20 protein-coding genes are annotated in these 17744 nt (G+C 62.1%); 10 read left to right on the top strand and 10 right to left on the bottom strand.

Features of this window, described 5'->3' with window-relative positions; all coding sequences use genetic code 11:
* Positions 1 to 76: 76 nt before the first annotated feature.
* The 3 genes from DEH80_RS13815 to DEH80_RS13825 are packed head-to-tail and all read right to left on the bottom strand — an operon-like array spanning position 77 to position 2474.
* Positions 77 to 736: an HAD family hydrolase gene (locus tag DEH80_RS13815; RefSeq protein WP_109721098.1), complete on the bottom strand. Its 660-nt coding sequence runs from the start codon at positions 734 to 736 to the stop codon at positions 77 to 79.
* A gap of 19 nt (positions 737 to 755) precedes the next feature.
* Positions 756 to 1568 carry a class I SAM-dependent methyltransferase gene (locus tag DEH80_RS13820; RefSeq protein WP_109721099.1) on the bottom strand — a complete coding sequence of 271 codons (813 nt, stop codon included), beginning with the start codon at positions 1566 to 1568 and terminating at the stop codon, positions 756 to 758.
* Positions 1569 to 1628: 60 nt separating this feature from the next.
* Positions 1629 to 2474: a LytR/AlgR family response regulator transcription factor gene (locus DEH80_RS13825; RefSeq protein WP_109721100.1), complete on the bottom strand. Its 846-nt coding sequence runs from the start codon at positions 2472 to 2474 to the stop codon at positions 1629 to 1631.
* Positions 2475 to 2628: 154 nt separating this feature from the next.
* Here DEH80_RS13825 and DEH80_RS13830 point away from each other — a divergent pair, with 154 nt between their 5' ends.
* Positions 2629 to 3816 (top strand): acyltransferase family protein, encoded by a 1188-nt coding sequence (locus tag DEH80_RS13830; protein ID WP_109721101.1) that lies wholly within the window; start codon positions 2629 to 2631, stop codon positions 3814 to 3816.
* 38 nt (positions 3817 to 3854) lie between these two features.
* Here the strand turns inward: DEH80_RS13830 and DEH80_RS13835 are convergent, their stop codons facing one another.
* Positions 3855 to 4334, bottom strand: coding sequence for an FKBP-type peptidyl-prolyl cis-trans isomerase (locus tag DEH80_RS13835; RefSeq protein WP_109721102.1), 480 nt, complete (start codon positions 4332 to 4334; stop codon positions 3855 to 3857).
* A 171-nt stretch (positions 4335 to 4505) separates the two neighbouring features.
* Between DEH80_RS13835 and DEH80_RS13840 the strand changes: the two genes are divergently transcribed.
* On the top strand, positions 4506 to 5069 hold the full coding sequence (locus DEH80_RS13840; protein WP_109721103.1) for a flavodoxin family protein: 564 nt from the start codon (positions 4506 to 4508) through the stop codon (positions 5067 to 5069).
* Positions 5066 to 5581, top strand: coding sequence for an O-acetyl-ADP-ribose deacetylase (locus DEH80_RS13845; RefSeq protein WP_109721104.1), 516 nt, complete (start codon positions 5066 to 5068; stop codon positions 5579 to 5581). Before DEH80_RS13840 ends, DEH80_RS13845 begins: the two co-directional genes overlap by 4 nt.
* A 91-nt stretch (positions 5582 to 5672) precedes the next feature.
* Here DEH80_RS13845 and DEH80_RS13850 read toward each other — a convergent pair whose 3' ends face one another.
* A complete protein-coding gene (locus DEH80_RS13850; RefSeq protein WP_109721105.1) occupies positions 5673 to 5891 on the bottom strand; it encodes a hypothetical protein in 219 nt (72 codons plus the stop codon).
* Between the two features lie 68 nt (positions 5892 to 5959).
* Here DEH80_RS13850 and DEH80_RS13855 point away from each other — a divergent pair, with 68 nt between their 5' ends.
* From DEH80_RS13855 to DEH80_RS13870, 4 genes are all read left to right on the top strand, one after another.
* Entirely contained in the window at positions 5960 to 7165 is a 1206-nt protein-coding gene (locus DEH80_RS13855; protein WP_109721106.1) for an MFS transporter, read from the top strand.
* Positions 7162 to 7854: a nitroreductase family protein gene (locus DEH80_RS13860; RefSeq protein ID WP_109721107.1), complete on the top strand. Its 693-nt coding sequence runs from the start codon at positions 7162 to 7164 to the stop codon at positions 7852 to 7854. Before DEH80_RS13855 ends, DEH80_RS13860 begins: the two co-directional genes overlap by 4 nt.
* 138 nt (positions 7855 to 7992) lie before the next feature.
* Entirely contained in the window at positions 7993 to 8850 is an 858-nt protein-coding gene (gene ttcA / locus DEH80_RS13865) for a tRNA 2-thiocytidine(32) synthetase TtcA (protein WP_109721164.1), read from the top strand.
* Positions 8850 to 9734, top strand: coding sequence for a TraB/GumN family protein (locus DEH80_RS13870; RefSeq protein WP_109721108.1), 885 nt, complete (start codon positions 8850 to 8852; stop codon positions 9732 to 9734). The genes ttcA and DEH80_RS13870 overlap by 1 nt, the downstream gene beginning before the upstream one ends.
* An 8-nt stretch (positions 9735 to 9742) precedes the next feature.
* Here DEH80_RS13870 and mnmE read toward each other — a convergent pair whose 3' ends face one another.
* From mnmE to rpmH, 5 genes are read right to left on the bottom strand one after another with little or no spacing between them, the layout of a single operon-like run.
* Positions 9743 to 11086, bottom strand: a complete 1344-nt coding sequence (mnmE, locus tag DEH80_RS13875) for a tRNA uridine-5-carboxymethylaminomethyl(34) synthesis GTPase MnmE (RefSeq protein ID WP_243412822.1) — start codon at positions 11084 to 11086, stop codon at positions 9743 to 9745.
* Positions 11087 to 11134: 48 nt separating this feature from the next.
* On the bottom strand, positions 11135 to 12808 hold the full coding sequence (yidC, locus tag DEH80_RS13880) for a membrane protein insertase YidC (protein WP_109721110.1): 1674 nt from the start codon (positions 12806 to 12808) through the stop codon (positions 11135 to 11137).
* Between the two features lie 3 nt (positions 12809 to 12811).
* Positions 12812 to 13060 (bottom strand): membrane protein insertion efficiency factor YidD, encoded by a 249-nt coding sequence (gene yidD / locus DEH80_RS13885; RefSeq protein WP_109721111.1) that lies wholly within the window; start codon positions 13058 to 13060, stop codon positions 12812 to 12814.
* Positions 13057 to 13428, bottom strand: coding sequence for a ribonuclease P protein component (rnpA, locus tag DEH80_RS13890; RefSeq protein WP_109721112.1), 372 nt, complete (start codon positions 13426 to 13428; stop codon positions 13057 to 13059). The genes yidD and rnpA overlap by 4 nt, the downstream gene beginning before the upstream one ends.
* Positions 13397 to 13531 (bottom strand): 50S ribosomal protein L34, encoded by a 135-nt coding sequence (rpmH, locus tag DEH80_RS13895; RefSeq protein ID WP_109721113.1) that lies wholly within the window; start codon positions 13529 to 13531, stop codon positions 13397 to 13399. Before rpmH ends, rnpA begins: the two co-directional genes overlap by 32 nt.
* 399 nt (positions 13532 to 13930) lie before the next feature.
* Here rpmH and dnaA point away from each other — a divergent pair, with 399 nt between their 5' ends.
* From dnaA to recF, 3 genes are all read left to right on the top strand, one after another.
* The gene (gene dnaA / locus DEH80_RS13900) at positions 13931 to 15271 is read left to right on the top strand and encodes a chromosomal replication initiator protein DnaA (protein WP_109721114.1); all 1341 of its coding nucleotides are present in this window, start codon (positions 13931 to 13933) and stop codon (positions 15269 to 15271) included.
* Between the two features lie 238 nt (positions 15272 to 15509).
* Entirely contained in the window at positions 15510 to 16610 is a 1101-nt protein-coding gene (dnaN, locus tag DEH80_RS13905) for a DNA polymerase III subunit beta (protein WP_109721115.1), read from the top strand.
* Between the two features lie 51 nt (positions 16611 to 16661).
* On the top strand, positions 16662 to 17738 hold the full coding sequence (gene recF / locus DEH80_RS13910; protein WP_109721116.1) for a DNA replication/repair protein RecF: 1077 nt from the start codon (positions 16662 to 16664) through the stop codon (positions 17736 to 17738).
* The last annotated feature ends 6 nt before the right edge of the window (positions 17739 to 17744 follow it).

A 17744-nucleotide genomic window follows, 5' to 3' on the forward strand; every position in this document is an offset into this window, starting at 1 on the left:
CCAGCGAGTGTAGTCAGTCCGAACTGGTAAATCTGACTCAAGGGAGGGATCGGCCGCGCAGCGGTGCTGATCCAGTTCAGGCGGTTGCCAGCGCCGGCAAACCCAACAGGGCCGGCAGCTCGGCCATGTCGTCGAACAGGTAATGCGCACCGGCCGCCTGTAGGCGATCTGCCGGTACATCGGCCGTGTAGGCAAACACGGTCATCCCGGCGGCCACACCGGCGGTGACGCCCGCCGCCGAGTCCTCGATCACTGCACATCGCGCCGGCGCGACACCCTGCGAGCTGGCCGCCAGCAGGTAGACATCGGGTGCCGGTTTGCTGTGCTCAACATCCTCGACGCTGAAAATCCGGCCCTCGAAGCGAGACCAAAGACCCGTCTTGCCCAAGGTGAGCTGCATCTTCATGCGTTCGCCAGCCGATGCCACGCAGGCAGGCACCGGCAGCCGGTCCAGTACGTCGACTACGCCAGGCACCGGCTCGACCTGCTCGAACAAGGCCTGGGCCGCTCGGGCGCGCAGGTCTGGCACAAAATTGTCGGGCGCCGGTCGGCCCAGCGCGTCCTCGATAATGACCAGGCAACGATCCATGGCCTGGCCAACAAAGCGCTGGAACATCTCCTCCTGGGTCAGCTCCAGCCCCAACTCGGCCAGCATGTCGCAGAACACCCGACTGGTGATGCGTTCGCTGTCGACCAGCACGCCATCGCAGTCGAAGATCACCAAGTCGTAGTTCATAGGTCGCTCAGTCGCCGGGCTAGTTGAGCAATTTGACGAATTTCAGCGTCATGCGATCGGACTCGCCAATCGCCTGGTAGACGTCACGATCGGTGTCGCCCAGGGCCAGCGAAGGTGGCAGGGTCCAGACCCCACGGGGATGTTCGGTGTCATCCTTGGGATTCGCGTTGATCTCGCTGCTGGCCGCCAGCTTGAACCCGGCGGCCTCGGCCATGCGAATGACATCGGCCTGGCGGATGTAGCCGGTGGTCTTGGCCTTGAGCTCGGCCGGGTCAGCATCCGGCTTGGCGCGGTGATCGACAACGCCCAGCACGCCACCTGGCTCCAGCGCCGCATGCGCGGCGGCGAAGAAGGCCTCGGCCTGATCGTCCCACCACAGGTTGTGCACATTGCGGAAGGTCAACACGACATCGACGCTGGCATCCGGCGCCAGCGTCCACTGCCCAGCATCGGCGGTGGTGACAATGGTTTTACCGTAGGTCGACTGGTCGGCCAGTTTGCCCAACAAGCGGCCATGTAAGCGGCGCCGATAACTGGGGGTGTCGGCCGGGCCGACCTCATAGACGGCAGCGATGTACTGCCCCGAATCAGCCAGGTAGGGGGCCAGAATCTCGGTCCAGTACCCCGCCGAAGGCCACAGCTCGACCACGGTGTCGTCGGCATCGACACCGAAGAACTCCAACACCTCGACCGGATGCCGTGCGGCATCGCGGGCAACATAAGCCTCGGTGCGGTGATCAGCCGCGGCGGCGGCCTCCAGGGTCGCAGGCCCAGCCTGGGCCAGGCCGGTCGCCAGCAAGCCAACCATCAGAAGTAACGAGCGTGGTTTCATCGACGTGTCTCCGAAAACGGTAGGACGCAGCCTAGTGCATCCACTGTCACTCTGCAGAGGCTAGACGTTCAGCCTCGATTTCAGCGCGCTACGCGATCGACGGCTGACAGGCACGTGGTCGCCGTTGTGCATCTGCGCCTCGCCATCACCGGAGTCGTGCACACGAATCTCGACTAGACGATTCAGGTTGATGATGGCGCTGCGATGCACGCGGACGAATTCCCGGGCAGCCAATCGACGTTCGACACGAGCCATCGTTTCGCGCAACAGGTATTCGGTGGTACCGACATGCAGGGTGATGTAGTTACCCGAAGCCTCGATCCAATCGATGTCCTGAACGCGCACCAAAAACTCGCGACCAAGCTTCTTGACGAGGAAACGATCGGTGACGGGCTGTGGCTGCTGCGCATCGTCGGTCAGCATGCGGGCCTCGCCCTGCCATCGGCGCAGCAGCAGGGCATAGAGCTCGATCAGCGCCAGAATCAGAAAGTAGCTGCGCACATCCTTGAGATACTCGTAACCGAGTTCGCGCCACCACGGTGCGAAGGCGTAGTCCTCACCGACCAGCGCATAGACAGCTTCACGCAGTAAAACCATGCCGCCCACATGCAACAGGCAGAAGGGGACCGTGGCCAGTCCATGCGCCAGCAAGGCCTGCCACCAGCGGGTGCGCGGTCGCAGCCAAGCGTTGAACATCACAATGACCGGAATCAGCATCGCGGTGACCAGGGTGCTGGTGAACTCCCAGGTCACTGGCTGCCAGGCCGCCAGCGGATCCCCCGCACGGCGCAGATCGGCAATGACGACGAGGCTGTTCATCACCGCGTTGACCAGCAACAACACTCCCCAGCCACCGACTTCAATCCAGCGGCGATGTCGTTGGTATTGGGCAAGCGTAGGCAGCATGCGCGCAGGGTAGCCGGTCCGCGGTCGGGGTCCCAACCATTCGTCCCACCTATCCGCCACTGGCCCCAGCAAGGTCGCCACCCAGCCCCCCGGGGGTAGGCGACTCAGCCCCCGTTCGCACACTGGCGGTCAACCCTGATTCGCTTTCGCCGCCATGCCTGCTGCCCTGCACGAGCCGCGTCGTCATGACATCGACGCCTTACGCGCCATCGCCTTCGGACTGCTGATTCTCTATCACGTGGGGATGTTCTATGTGCCCTGGCACTGGCATGTGCAGTCAGCCTATCCGGCGGCCTGGCTGGAGCCGGTCATGGTCTTCTTTAACCAGTGGCGCATGCCGCTGATCTTTCTCGTCAGCGGACTCGCGGTGCATTTCATGCGCCGGGGCCGCAGCGCGTCGATGCTGGCCCGCCAGCGTCTCAAGCGCCTGGGCCTGCCGCTATTCTTCGGCATGCTGGTTGTGGTGCCGCCCCAGGCCTATGTGGAAGCCCTGCGCAATCAGGCGTTCGACGGGGATTATCTCGCGTTTCTGAGTCGCTACCTGCAGCTGAGGCCCTGGCCCGCGGGTAGCTTTGCCGGCGCGGAAAATGGTGTGACCTGGAATCACCTTTGGTACCTGGCGTACCTGCTGCTCTACACCTTGGTGATCATCCCGCTGGCCCCTCAACTCGACCGTCTAAGCGAACGATTCGTGCAGCTTCGGGGCACGGCATTGGTGCTTGTTCCGTTGCTGCCGTTCATGGCGGCCGGGCTTTGGGTGTACCCCCAGTTTCCCTACATCAGTCACAGCCTGATCGATGACGGCTACGCCCATGCGATGTTTGGGTGCTGCTTCATCTACGGCTATCTCATCGGGCGAGATCGCGCCCTCTGGGCCCATCTGGCCGCGCTGCGGGGGTGGCTGCTGGGTCTTGGCGTGCTGAGCTTTGCCATGCGCAGCCTGTTGGCTCGCTGGCTGGACACCGAGGCCAGCGGGGCAGAAGGGCTGGCCTGGCTATTCAGCGTTTACCTGAATCGCTGGACCTGGATGCTCGTGATGCTGGCCTGGGCGCACCACCTGCTGAACCGGCCAATGCGATGGCTTGGCTGGGCCAATGAATCGGTTTACCCCTGGTATGTACTCCATCAAAGCCTCACCGTCGTGATCGGCTACTACGCCGGCAGGGCGTTGCTGGGTCCGGTGGTTGAACCCATCGTCGTACTGGGCGGCACCCTACTGGGCTGCTGGGTGTTGACCTCGGTGATTCAGCGTAGCCGCTGGTTGCGCCCGCTGTTCGGACTCAAACCCGGCCCAAACGCAACGAGCCGGCGGCAACCCGAAGCTGCAACCGGCTCGTCATAGGACTCGTCCTAGCGGCGAGTCCGCGATCGCGAGACGACCTAGTGGTCGGCGCCGCCCGCATGGACGTGACCATGCTCCAGTTCCTGCGGCGTGGCTTCACGCACATCGGTGATCTCGATATCGAACACCAGCGTCTGGCCTGCCATCTGATGGTTGGCGTCAACAACAACCGTGTCGCCTTCGACGGCGCGGATCACCACCGGAATGTCGCCGCCGTCGGTCGACGCGCGAAACACCATGCCGGGCTCGACCTTGTCCACACCCTGGAATGCGGCCAGCGGTACCTGCTGGACGCGGGCCGGATCGTGTTCACCGTAGGCTTTTTCCGGGGGGATGGTGGCCTCGAAGCGGTCGCCGGTGGACTTGCCCGACATTTCCTCTTCCAGCCCCGGGATGATCCCACCCGTGCCATGCAGGTAGGCCATCGGCTCCGCCTCACGTGAAGATTCGAGCACTTCGCCCTCGGGCGTCTTCAGCACATAGTGGAAGCTCGCGACGGTATTTTCTGCAATCTGCACAGGACATCCTGATAAATAAAGGGCTTTCACGGTATCACAGGCTGTCAAACCATCGATCGGAGACCCCATCAGAAATTTTGTTCAAACCAGGCAGAAATCTGCGTGATTCAGCGGTTTGATCCCCTGCTCCGATGCCCTAACGTGGTTCGGGTATTCCATTGGAGTTCGATCATGAGCAAGGTTTTGATCGTCTACGCAACCGACTACGGACATACCCAGACCTGCGCCGAGGCCCTGGCGCGAGGCGTTGAGTCGGCTGGCGGCGCCGCGATGCTGCGAGCCGCTGGCGATGCAACCGGTGACGATGTCCGGGCGGCAGATGCGCTGGTCCTGGGTTCGCCGTCGCACATGGGCTCACCGGACTGGAAGATCAAGCGTTTCATCGATGAACATTGCTCCGGCCTGTGGATGAACAACGACGGTATCGGCAAGGTGGGCGCGGTCTTCGGTACCGGTAGCGGCTACGGCAATGCAGGTGGTGGTATCGAACTGACCCTGCTGGCCCTGCTCAACAACCTCGCCGAGTTGGGGATGCTGCTGGTCCCGCTACCGAAGAACACCACCCACTACGCCGATGGCGGCTTGCAGTGGGGTCCCTACGCGCGAGTGCACACGGCCGACACCATGGAACCCATCGAGGTGAGTGACGCCCAACAGGCTGTGCTCACCGCACATGGGGCCAACATCGCGCGGGTCGCCGATCGCGTCGCAGGTCAGACCCTGTTCAAGCCGTGAACTCGCTAACGGCCGTGCAGGCCGACATCACGACCCTGGCCGTGGACGCCATCGTCAATGCCGCCAACCAATCGCTGCTGGGCGGTGGCGGTGTCGATGGTGCCATCCACCGCGCGGCCGGACCCGAATTGCTCGAGGCCTGCCGCAAGCTGGGTGGCTGCGAAACCGGTCAGGCGAAGATCACAGCCGGCTACAACCTGCCGGCCCGCTGGGTCATCCACACGGTCGGCCCGGTCTGGACAGGCGGTTCGGCTGGTGAGGCCGAACAGCTCGCGCAGTGCTATCGCCACTCACTGGCGCTGGCCGCCGAACACGCCGTGCGGTCCATCGCCTTTCCGGCGATTTCCTGCGGAGTGTACGGCTACCCCGTCGACACAGCGCTACCCATCGCCGTGCGCGAGTGCAACGCCTGGCTTGCCGAGCAGGCACAGCCCAGCCAGATCCAACTGGTTGGCCTGGATGCGACCATGGCCAGCCGGCTGGCGGACGCTATCCAACAAGCGGCTGACTAGGGAAGCACTGATCTATTCGCGCCGCCAAGTTGCTGCCTGCGAACAGGCCAGGCAAGACGGAACGGGCCGGTTCTCCCGCGATCCTGCGTTGTCAGGCGCTGGCGTCCAGCTCGGCGAAGCGGCGCCGCAGTTCGCGTTCTTCGTTGGTGACCGCCGCTTCGAGCTCGCCCACCCGGCGCTCCAGCTTTTGCAGCCGTTCCAGCACATCGGCCGGCGGCTGTTGCTGTTGCCGGCTCTTGAGGTAGCTCGTAATGGCCCCGGTCGTCGTGCCAAAGATCACCACGATGGTGATCATGGTGAACAGATCCATGATGGCGTCCCGCGCGTTGTTTCAATGCATGCCATGATTGCCCGCCGCGTCGGTTTTTGCCAAGTACGATGAGCGCATCGCCCACCACCGATTGGCGCACGCCACGTCTGTTCCTCATGTTGATGGCGGTGGCGCTGCCGCTGGGCTACGCCACCTGGAATGCCCTGCTGAATAACTTCGCCATCGAGATGGCCCGGTTCGATGGATCGGACATCGGTGTCCTGCAGTCCGTGCGCGAGATTCCGGGCTTTCTGGCCTTCACCGCGGTGTTCTTTCTAGCCGTGATTTCCGAGCAGCGCTTCGCCCTGGTCGCGATCGCTCTGCTGGGCGGCGCCGTCGCTGTGACCGGCGTGTTTGCCACAACGACCGGGCTGCTGATCACCACGTTTTTGATGTCCGTAGGCTTTCATTACCTGGAGACGCTGAAGCAATCGCTGTCGCTACAGTGGCTGAGCAAAGCCGAGGCGCCCGCCGTGCTGGGTCAACTGATTTCGGTGGCCGCACTGACCTCGCTGGCGTCCTATGCCGTGGTCTGGGTGCTTTTAGAGGTGTTCGCGGCCAGCTATACGGTGATCTACGCCACGGCGGGTCTGGCCTGTCTGCTGCTGGTGCTGTTCATGGCGCTGGCCTTCCCGCGTTTTGAAGCACCAAGCCCCCAACGCAAGCAACTCATCCTGAGACGACGATACGGTCTGTATTACGCGCTCACCTTTCTCAGCGGCGCCCGCCGACAAATCTTCATGGTGTTTGCAAGCTTTCTGCTGGTTGAACGCTTTGGCTATTCGGCATCCGCCATAGCTGCACTGTATCTGGTCAACCACGGTGTGAGCTGGTGGCTGGCGCCGATTATCGGCCGCTGGATCGGTCGGGTCGGCGAGCGCCGCGCGCTCACCATTGAGTACATCGGGCTGATCACGGTATTCCTGGGTTACGCGGTGGTCGACAGTGGCGGACTGGCCGCGACACTGTTCGTCGTGGACCACATCTTCTTTGCCATGGCCATTGCCCAGAAGACCTACTTCCAGAAGATCGCAGACCCCGGCGACATTGCCGGTACGGCCGGCGTTAACTTCACGATTAACCACATCGCGGCGGTCGTCATCCCGGCCAGTTTCGGGATCATCTGGCTGGTCGCACCTGCGTGGGTGTTCATACTCGGCGCCGGCATGGCGACGGCGTCCCTGCTGCTGGCCCGCTGCGTGCCCGAGACGCCCAGCCCGGACCAGCCGATGCGACTGTGGTGGCAACGCCGCCCGCTGGTGAAACCCGCATGAGTCAGCAACAGCAACCACCCACTCACCCTTTACACGGCTTTGCGCAGCGCGAACCGGACGAACTCATCCAACGGGCCAGGGCCTACGCGGATGAGCTGTCCCGTCGCCGAACCGTACGGGACTACAGCGACCGGCCGGTTCCACGGGCTGTCATCGAGCAGGCCGTGCGTGCGGCGGGATCTGCACCCAGCGGAGCCAATCAGCAACCCTGGCACTTTGTTGCGATTGGCGATCCGGCGATTAAGCAGGCCATTCGCGCCGCGGCCGAGGAGGAGGAGCGTGCGTTCTACGCACACCGTGCGCCAGAAGACTGGCTCGACGCGCTGGCACCCTTGGGCACAACGGCGGACAAGCCGTTTCTAGAGACGGCACCCTGGCTGATCGCCGTGTTTTACGAGCGCCACCGGATCGGTTCCGATGGCCAGCGAGAAAAAACCTACTACGCCATCGACTCGGTGGGGATCGCCACCGGCATGCTGATCGCCACGCTGCACCACGCGGGACTGGCCACGCTGACGCACACGCCCAGCCCCATGGGATTCCTCACGGAGATCCTGGGCCGTCCGAAACATGAACGCCCCTTTGTGCTGCTGGTGGCTGGTTACCCCGCTGACGATGCCCAGGTGCCGGCCATCACCCGGCGACCGCTGCCCGACATTCTCACGGTGCTATCGGATCACTCGGACTGAACAACCACCGAGCTAGGGAAGCACCGGTTTATTCGCACCGCCAAGTTGCTGCCTGCAAACAGGCCAGGCACGGCGCTCCGGCTGATCAGCGGCAACATCAACCCACAGGAAGTCGCCAGCGAACTTTATAATGCGCGGATGAATCAAGCCGTCACCGAAGACCGCCGCGCCAAGCGCGAGTCGGACAAGCTCGCCAAGCGCCTGCGCCGCCAGGTTGGTCAGGCCATTGAAGACTTCAAGATGATCGAGCCGGGCGACCGGGTCATGGTGGCCTTGTCGGGCGGCAAGGATTCCTATGCCATGCTGGAAATCCTGCGGTCGCTTCAGGCTGCGGCGCCAGTGGACTTCGAGTTGTTCGCCGTCAACCTGGATCAGAAACAGCCGGGCTTCCCCGAACATGTGCTGCCGGACTACCTGCGCAGCATCGACATGCCCTTCGAGATTCTGGAGCAGGACACCTACTCGGTCGTGACGCGGGTGATCCCCGAGGGCAAGACCTATTGCAGTCTTTGTTCACGGCTACGACGGGGCGCGCTCTACACCTATGCCGCCGAGCAGGGCTTTACCAAGATTGCGCTCGGTCATCACATGGACGACATGGTCGAGACACTGTTCTTGAACCTGTTCCATGGGGGTCGGATGGCATCCATGCCGCCCAAGCTGAAGTCGGACAAGGGCGACCATGTCGTGATCCGACCGCTGGCGTATTGCCGGGAGAAAGACCTGGCCCGGTACGCTACCGATAAGGCGTTTCCGATCATTCCCTGCAATCTCTGTGGCACCCAGGACAACCTGCAACGCGTGGCCATCAAACAGATGCTGCAGCAATGGGATCGACTCTCGCCCGGGCGGGTGGAAACGATTTTCAAGGCCATGGGCAATATCGCGCTTTCGCAGCTCGCGGACCGATCGTTATTCGATTTCGCATCGCTGCGGATTGATGGCCAAGAACCCACCACGGCGGATGATCGCTGGCTCGTCGGTGGCTCGTCCTGATGACGTCGATGCGCCTTCGGGCCGGACTGCTGGGCCTGCTCGCACTGCTGTTGCTGGGTACGGCGCGAGCCGAGCCCTTGATCTGGATGATCGAGGATGAGGACTCACGGCTGTACTTGGCCGGTTCACTGCACCTCTTGCCCGAGTCTGCCTACCCGCTGCACCCCGCCTACGAGCGGGTTTATGACGATGTCTCGCGGCTGGTGCTGGAAGCCGATCTGACGCAGTTGGAGTCACCCACCAATCAGACCCTGCTGCTGGCCTCGGCCCAGGCCGACACCGACGCCACGCTACGCGAGCGCATCGGTGATGCGATGTACGACGATGTGCGCCGGCATGCCAAGCGTCTCGGTCTGCCACTGTTCAGTCTCGACACCCTCAAGCCGTGGTTTGTCGGGTTGATGCTGGAACTGGCGGCGTACCAGCAAGCCGGGTTTCGGCCGGAGCATGGTCTGGATCAACATTTCAGCCGGCGGGCCATCGCCGATCAAAAGCCCATTCGCGGCCTCGAGACACCGGACGAGCACATGCGGCTGCTGACCGGCCTCGGCGATGGTGAAATCGGCAGCACCAGTACCTTGGCCGCAACACTCAGCCAGTTCGAGACCTACGATGATCTGCCGCAATCGATTTACCAGGCTTGGCGCTCAGGCGATCTGGATGCCATGGGCCAGCTCGTCGACACCATGGCCGATGAACATCCCAGCGCCTTCGACCGCTTGCTCGCCGACCGCAACCTGCGCTGGATGAACGATCTGGTGGGACTGCTTGCAGGGACGGACAACGTGCTGGTCATCGTCGGCGCCGCACATTTGCCGGGCCAGACGGGATTGCTGCAGTTACTGGAATCCGAAGGCCTGACGCTTGTGCGGGTGACGCGCTAGGGCAGCACTCATTTGCCCACGCAGAAGCTGGAAAAGATCGAACCCAGCAGGGTTTCCGTGTCCACCGGCCCGTTGATCTCACCCAGCACGCGGTTGGCCAGTGCGAGATCCTCAGCCAGCAGTTCGGGGGCCTGGTGAACCTTCAACTGGATCTCGGCTTGCTCCAGGCCCTGCAAGGCGCGATCAATGGCATCCAGATGCCGTCGCCTGGCGCTGAATTCACCCACTGCGCCACCCTCTAAACCCGCACGCTGCTGCAACGCCTTGATCAGTGCATCCAGGCCTTGACCCTGCAGGACTGACAAACCGATGGATCCGTCATCGCGCAGGCCAACCACGCCGGCCGTCAGGTCGCACTTATTGTGTAACCGCAGCAACCGGGGGTCACCACGGAGTCGCTCGAATGCCGAATCGGTTTCGATGGCGCTGGGCTGACCGTCACCGCTCATGACCAGCACGACATCGGCGTCATCCAGCGTGGCCCAGGCCCGCTGCACCCCGATTTGCTCAATCGGGTCATCGGTCACCCGTATGCCTGCAGTGTCCAGCAGCAGCACCGACAACCCATCGAGTACGACACGCTCGCGGAGCACATCTCGTGTGGTGCCGGCGATCTCCGTCACGATGGCGGCGTCATGGCCAGCCAGCGCATTGAGCAGGCTGGATTTACCAACATTGGGCGCGCCGACGATCGCCACGCGCAGCCCTTCCGCCAGCACCCGGCCGCGGTCCGTCTGGCGCCGGAGCTCCTGCAGGTGTTGCAACAGAATCGAGAGACGACGCGCCACCTCGCCATCGGCCAGAAAATCGATGTCCTCGTCGGCAAAATCGATCGAGGCCTCGACCCAGGTCCGCAGCGACAACAGCTCATCTCGAAACGCGTCGATGCGACGAGAGAACGCACCCGACAGGGAACGCTGGGCCGCCCGTGCGGCAGCCAGACTATCGGCGTCGATCAGGTCGGCAACCGCTTCGGCTTGGGAGAGGTCCAGCCGCTGATTCTCGAAGGCGCGGCGCGTGAACTCGCCGGCCTCGGCAGCCCGACACCCCAGGTCTAACACTCTGGCCAGCACGGCATCGAGCACCACGGGGCCACCGTGGCCCTGGAGCTCCAGAACATCCTCACCGGTGTAGGAAGCCGGCCCGGGAAAGTACAGCACCAAACCCGAGTCGATCGCTTCGCGGTGCGCATCCACAAACCGACGATAAGCCGCATGCCGAGGCGGCGGACAATCACCGACTACTGCCTCGGCGACCGACACCGCCAAAGGGCCGGAGATGCGAATGACGCCGACACCGCCACGACCCGGTGCCGTGGCGATGGCGGCAATGGTGTCAGTGGAGGGGGGCACGGCGAAGCCCATTAGGCATGGCAGACATCCGCCCGGCGGACGCTGGACCTACTTGCGGCCCAGACCCTCATGATCCAGCTTGCGGTAGATGTACCACTGCTGCGCGATGCCCACGAGGTTGGAGACGAACCAGTACAGCACCAGACCGGAAGGGAAGAACGTAAAGAATGCAGCCAGTGCAATCGGCATGGCACTCATGATCTTCTGCTGCATCGGATCCATGGTCATCGCCTGACCCGATAGCTTCTGCTGGAAGTACATGGAGATGCCGAACAGCACCGGCAGCACAAACAGCGGATCGGGGGCGGAGAGATCCTGAATCCACAGGAAGAACGGGGCCTGGCGCAGCTCGACCGATTCCAGCAACACCCAGTACAAGGCGATGAACACCGGGAACTGCACGAGCATGGGCCAGCATCCCGCAAAGGGGTTGAAGCCTTCCTTCTTGTACAAATCCATCATCGCCGTTTGCATCTTCTGGCGATCGTCGCCGTAGCGATCCTTGATGGACTGAATGCGCGGCGCAAACTTGCGCATCTTCGCCATCGAACGGTACTGCGCCTCCGACAGCTTGTAGAACACCAGTTTGATGGCGAGCGTGATGATGATGATGGCCACACCCCAGTTGCCCACCACCTTGTGGACTTTGTCCATGGCCCAGAACAGCGGCTCGGACAGGGGCGTTAGCAAGCCATAGTCCACGGACAGCTGCAGACCTGGGGCCACATCTTCTAGCCGGTTTTGCAATTTTGGACCGACGTAAATGCGCTGCGACAGCTTGGCCGTGGCTTGTGCCGCCACCTCGGTTTTCTCACCAATCAACTGGGTGAGATATCCCTGACTAGACGACGGCTTGGTGACCAGCCGGACGGTCTGCTCCGCCGGTGGGATCACCGCAGCGATGAAGTAGTGCTCCATCATTCCGGCCCAACCGCCCGTCTGGGTCACGTCCAGGGGCTCGTCTTCGATCTTGCCGAAATCGGCCTTCTGGAACCGGTACTTGGTCTCTCCGTCTCGCTGCTCGTACCAGGCTGCGCCCTCGAACTGGCGGACGAACGGCGTGCCGCCACCGGCATCAGCCGGCGTCCGCCAAACCTGGCCATAGGCACTGATTGACCACGGCTGATCAGCTAGGTTGCTGACCTGGTAGTCCAGGCCGATCACGTAGCGCCCGGCTTCGAACTGATAGGTCTTGGTGACCTGACGGCCGTCGGCGCCCGTCCAGGTCAGGGGCACCTGCACGGACTCGTCACCGTCATTCAGTTGATAACGCGTGCGCTGCGCCGTGTAGATCGCCTTGTGCGTCGGCGCATCGGTTCCTAGCAAGCCCGTTTGCACGACAAAAAAGCCGCGATTGCCTTGATGCAACACGGCCAACGGCACGTCACTATCGGCTTCCACCGGATAATCCAGCAGCTCAACGCGCACCAAGTTCCCACCCAGCGGGTCAAGGTAGGCTCGCATGACGTCGGTTTCGACCACGACCAGATCGGTCGAAGGGGCCTCAACAACCGGCGCGGCGACATCCGGTGCCGCCGGGCTGTCGTCCGCTCGGTTCGGCGACGCGGCCAGCGATGGCACATCGTCTTCGACATTGACCGATTCGATGGGTGACGCCGTGGTCGGCTCAGGGGCAGGCGCCTGGTCCTGTTGCCAAGCTTGGTACAGAAAGAAGCAGATGACCGCGAACGCGGCGATCAACGGAAAACGAATAGATTCCATGTGTTAACGCAACACTTGATCGTTGGGAGGGGGAGCCCCGCAGCCTGGCACGGGATCATGACCGCCAGGCTGCAGCGGGTGACAGCGGGCAATGCGCCGCAGCGCCAGTGTGCCACCCTTCACCACACCATGCGCATACAAGGCCTGGATGGCGTACTGCGAACAACTCGGCGTGTAACGGCAGCGCGGCGGCAGCAGCGGACTCAACCAGCGTTGATAGGCGCGGATCAATCCCGTCAGCAGGCGGATCATGAGGAACCCAAGCGCCGCTGTAGACGTTTCAGGGAATCACGCAGTTCCGGCTTGCTGAGGTCGGCGACACCGCGCTTGCCGGTCACCACGATATCGACACCTTGTAAGCCGGCATGCCGGAACCAGTCTCGGGTCACGCGTTTGATGCGATTCCGATCAACGGCTCGTTTGGCACATTTTTTCGACACGGCCAGCCCCAAACGCGCAGGGGAGCCCGTTACGCCAGGCGCTACGACGAGCATCCAATGGCGGTTATGGACACGCTGACCGGTTCGAAAGACAGCCCGGAACTCGTCCGGTTTGAGCAGACGATGATCCCGGGGAAAGCCGAACGGCTTACGGGGTGAGGCGCTTACGGCCCTTGGCACGACGCGCCTTAATCACTTTGCGGCCACCGACGGTTGCCATGCGAGCGCGGAAACCATGCGTACGCTTGCGACGCACTGCGTGCGGCTGGAAAGTCTGCTTCATCTTTCTCAATCTCGTGAAGGTGCCCGGGGCGGGCGAAAGGGCGCGGATAGTACTGAAAAATAGGCCCTTGCATCAAGCAACCTGGCTGTGGATAACTACGCTGGCACAGTTCCCGGTCGCGTTCGGACTCGTATGTCGCTTCGGCATGCGGATCATCACTGTCGTCTGGCCCCCGCTCCGGGACGCCTTCGGACCCCCAGCAACATCCCTTGGTGACCCGGGGGGTGGTCCCTGTTCAGTCCGGCGCCCGGGGTCTCGAAGGACCTATTGCCAGCGCAGCGATGTGCTTGCGCTCGGGCTCAACGGGCCGGTGGCTGCTTGCAAGAATGAGCTCTTGTTCGGACCATCCACTGGCGGGTCCGATCGCCCGATATTTCTACGACGACGCAGGTGTCTCTGGTGGATTCAAACGCGCTCTGGCAGCGCTGTCTCGAACGTCTCGAATCCGTGCTCTCCGAATCGGATGTCGGCACCTGGGTGCGGCCGCTGCACGCCCATGCTGACAACGGCAACCTGGAACTCATCGCACCGAACCGGCCGGTGATGGAGAACGTCAAGGCGCAGTACCTTGCCACCATAAGTGCGGTGTGGAGCGAGGTCGTGGATTTAGAGAGTCCGCGCGTCACGGTTCGCGTGGGTTCATCCGAACCAACCGCCCCCGCACCGGAGCCTGCAGAGCCCCGGCGAGCGGCGGCGCCCAAGACGGACTCCACCCATAGCAGTAGTCGGCTCGATCCGCGTTACACCTTTGACCGTTTTGTGGAAGGCAAGAGCAACCAGATTGCCCGCGCCGCGGCTCAGAAGGTCGCCGAATCACCGGGCACGTCTTACAACCCGTTGCTGATCTACGGTGGGACCGGCCTCGGGAAGACCCACCTGATGCACAGCGTTGGGAATCTGCTCTCCGCCCAGCGGGGGGCCAATCGGGTTGTGTACATCCCGGCCGAGCGCTTTGTGAATGACATGGTGCTGGCGGTGAGACATAACCGGATGGATGGCTTCAAAAACTTCTACCGGACGGCCGAAGCGCTGCTCATCGACGACATCCATTTTTTTGCAGGCAAGGAGCGGTCCCAGGAAGAGTTCTTCCACACGTTCAACTCACTGCTCGAAGCCAATCGTCAGATCATCCTGACCTGCGACCGCTATCCCGCAGAGTTGGATGCCCTGGATGACCGCTTGCAGAACCGCTTTTCCTGGGGGCTATCCGTCGCCGTCGATCCCCCCGAGCTTGAAACGCGGGTCGCCATCCTGATGAGCAAGGCAGAGCAACTGGGTGCAGCCGTCCCAGAACCCGTCGCGTTCTTTATTGCCAACCGCATCCGCTCCAATGTCCGCGAGCTGGAGGGGGCACTGAATCGCCTGGTTCATACCGCCCAGTTCACCGGTACGAACATCGACATCGATTTCGCTCGTTATGCACTGCAGGACATCTTGTCGGTGCACGACCGCATGGTCACGATCGAGAGCATCCAGCGCACCGTCGCCGAGTATTTCAGCATCCGTCTGTCTGATATGACGCAACGCAGTCGTCGTCGCTCCATCGCCCGGCCACGACAAATGGCCATGGCGCTGTCCAAGGAGCTCACGACCCACAGCCTGCCCGAAATCGGCGACGCCTTCGGTGGTCGGGATCACACCACGGTCCTGCACGCCTGCCGCACGATTCAGAAGCTCAAGGATGCCGATCGCGCCATACGTGACGACTATGAGGCCCTGTTGAGAACCCTGAGCCGTTGATGTGGATATCTCGGGGATGGAATGTGACAATGCGAGAAATCGGGTTGCGCACACATTCTGTCCACAGGAATCCGACGGCGTTGCCCCAGGTGTTTGATCCACGGCGGGGCGTGGATAAGCCATTGAAAGAAAACAGTATTTCTGTGTTACACACAGCGGGCCACGCCCTCTACTACTACTACTATCTTTAAAAGATACTTCTATATAGTCATTTGCCGATGGAGTTCGGGGACCAGACATGAAGTTCGAAATCGATCGTGGGTCATTCCTGCAAACCATTCAGGCCGTCATCGGCGTGATCGAGCGTCGGCAGACCATGCCGATCCTGTCGAACTTCCATATCGAAGCGTCGGAGACCGGACTGCGCATGACCGGTACCGATCTGGAACTCGAGTTGGTCAGCCATGTCCAGGCGCAGGTCGATCAGCCCGGTGCGATCACCGTGCCGGCCCGGAAGCTGTTCGACATTTGTCGTGGACTGCCGGAAGGTTCCGTCATTCGTGCTGAGCTTTCAGAGCAGAAGTTCATCGTTCGCTCTGGTCGAAGCCGATTCACGCTGGCGACGCAGCCGGCCAGCGAATTTCCTTCGCTAGGTGATATCGATTCGGCGGATCGTCATTCCATACCGAATCTCGCGTTGCGCCAGGTGCTCAATCGCACCATGTTTGCGATGGCGCAACAGGATGTTCGTTACTACCTCAACGGACTGTTGCTGGCGCTGCGGCATGACCGTTTACGCGCGGTTGCCACCGACGGCCATCGACTCGCTTTGTCCGATGTTGATGTGGAACTTGAAATCAGCGAAGAGCGTCAGGTCATCGTCCCGCGCAAGGGTGTCCTGGAGCTGAACCGCCTGCTCTCCGATGAGGACGAGACTGTGAGCGTGTCGCTGACGAACAACCATCTGCAGGTCGACCTGGGCACCATCTTGTTCACGACCAAGCTCATCGATGGTCGATTCCCAGATTATGAAAAGGTGGTCCCCGCGGCGGGCGACAAACTGCTCACCGGTGACCGAGAAGTGATTCGCCAAGCGCTGGCTAGAGCGGCGATTCTCTCCAACGAAAAATTCCGAGGGGTTCGTCTCGTACTGGACCCCGGTCTGCTCAAGCTGCAAACCGAAAACCCGGAGCACGAGCAGGCGGAGGAAGAGATCGAGGTGGATTACAATGGGGCGCCGTTGGAAATCGGTTTCAACGTCAACTATCTGTTGGATGCGCTCGGCGTGATGGAAGGCGATGCGTTCCGCTTTGAAATGAGCAGTCCGGATGCCGGTGGACTGCTCACCGAAATGGGGACGGACGCGCACAAGTACGTCGTCATGCCCATGCGGCTGTAAGCGCATTACACCGATCATCAGACGGGCAATCGGTCGATTGTCCAGCGCGGCATGTTGATTCGCTCATTGGCGTTGACCGACTTTCGCTGTCACGCCCGGATGCAGCTCGAGTTAACGGCGGCCAGCGCGCCCGGCGGCGTGGCGATCATCGGTGATAACGCCACCGGAAAGACGTCCGTACTCGAAGCCATATATCTACTCAGCCGCGGCGTGTCGTTTCGGGGGAGTTCACCCTCGGATGTCATTCGACACGATAAAGACCATGCGCTGGTGGTCGCCACCGTGGAAGTCCAGAACGAAGCCTCGCGCTACGCAGTCCAGCGCGGTCGGGCCGGGCTCGAAATCCGAATCGGTGGGCGGCGAGATGCCACGGTGCTGGAGTTGGCGCGGGCCTTACCTATACAGGTGATGGACCCGCGGGCGCACAGGCTGATTGATGAGGGGCCGGTGCATCGGCGGCGCATGCTCGATTGGGGAGTGTTCCACGTGGAACATTCTTTCCTGCATAACTGGAGACAGTTTCAGCGCGTGTTGCGTCAGCGGAACGCAGCGTGTCGCCGTGGGGACCGAAAACAGCTTCGCGCGTGGAATCCCGCATTCATCGAATCTGCACAGCGTGTGGATGCGGCTCGTCGCCAGCATCTCGAAGCACTGGCGTGCTCGTGGCGGGAGCGGGTCAATCACCTGCTCGACGATGAACTGAACCCCGTGTTGGGTTATCGGCCCGGTTGGCCCAAGCACGCCGCGCTGGGTGAGGCCCTAGAGGATGCAGAGTCTCGTGAGCTCGATGCGGGTTACACCGTGGTCGGACCTCACCGTGCGGACATTCGGCTGCAGTTAGGCGGGCGGCAGGTGCGTCATCAAGCTTCGCGTGGACAGCAAAAGGCGCTGGTCATGGCGCTGCTGACCGCGCAGGTCGAACTGGTCGCTGAACAGCTCGGTCACAGCCCCTTGTTGTTAATCGATGATTTCTCCGCTGAGTGGGGTGTAGCGATGCGGCACCGCGCAGTGGCGCAACTGCAACAGGGCAGCGCGCAATGGATTTCGACCTGGCTGGATGCGCCCGGCTCGGATTTGGAGCTTGCCGAGATGTTCCACGTGGAACATCTGGCGCGGGCTGCCCCGTGATAACAT

Origin of the sequence: Abyssibacter profundi (assembly GCF_003151135.1) — a bacterium.
Taxonomy (GTDB): domain Bacteria; phylum Pseudomonadota; class Gammaproteobacteria; order Nevskiales; family OUC007; genus Abyssibacter; species Abyssibacter profundi.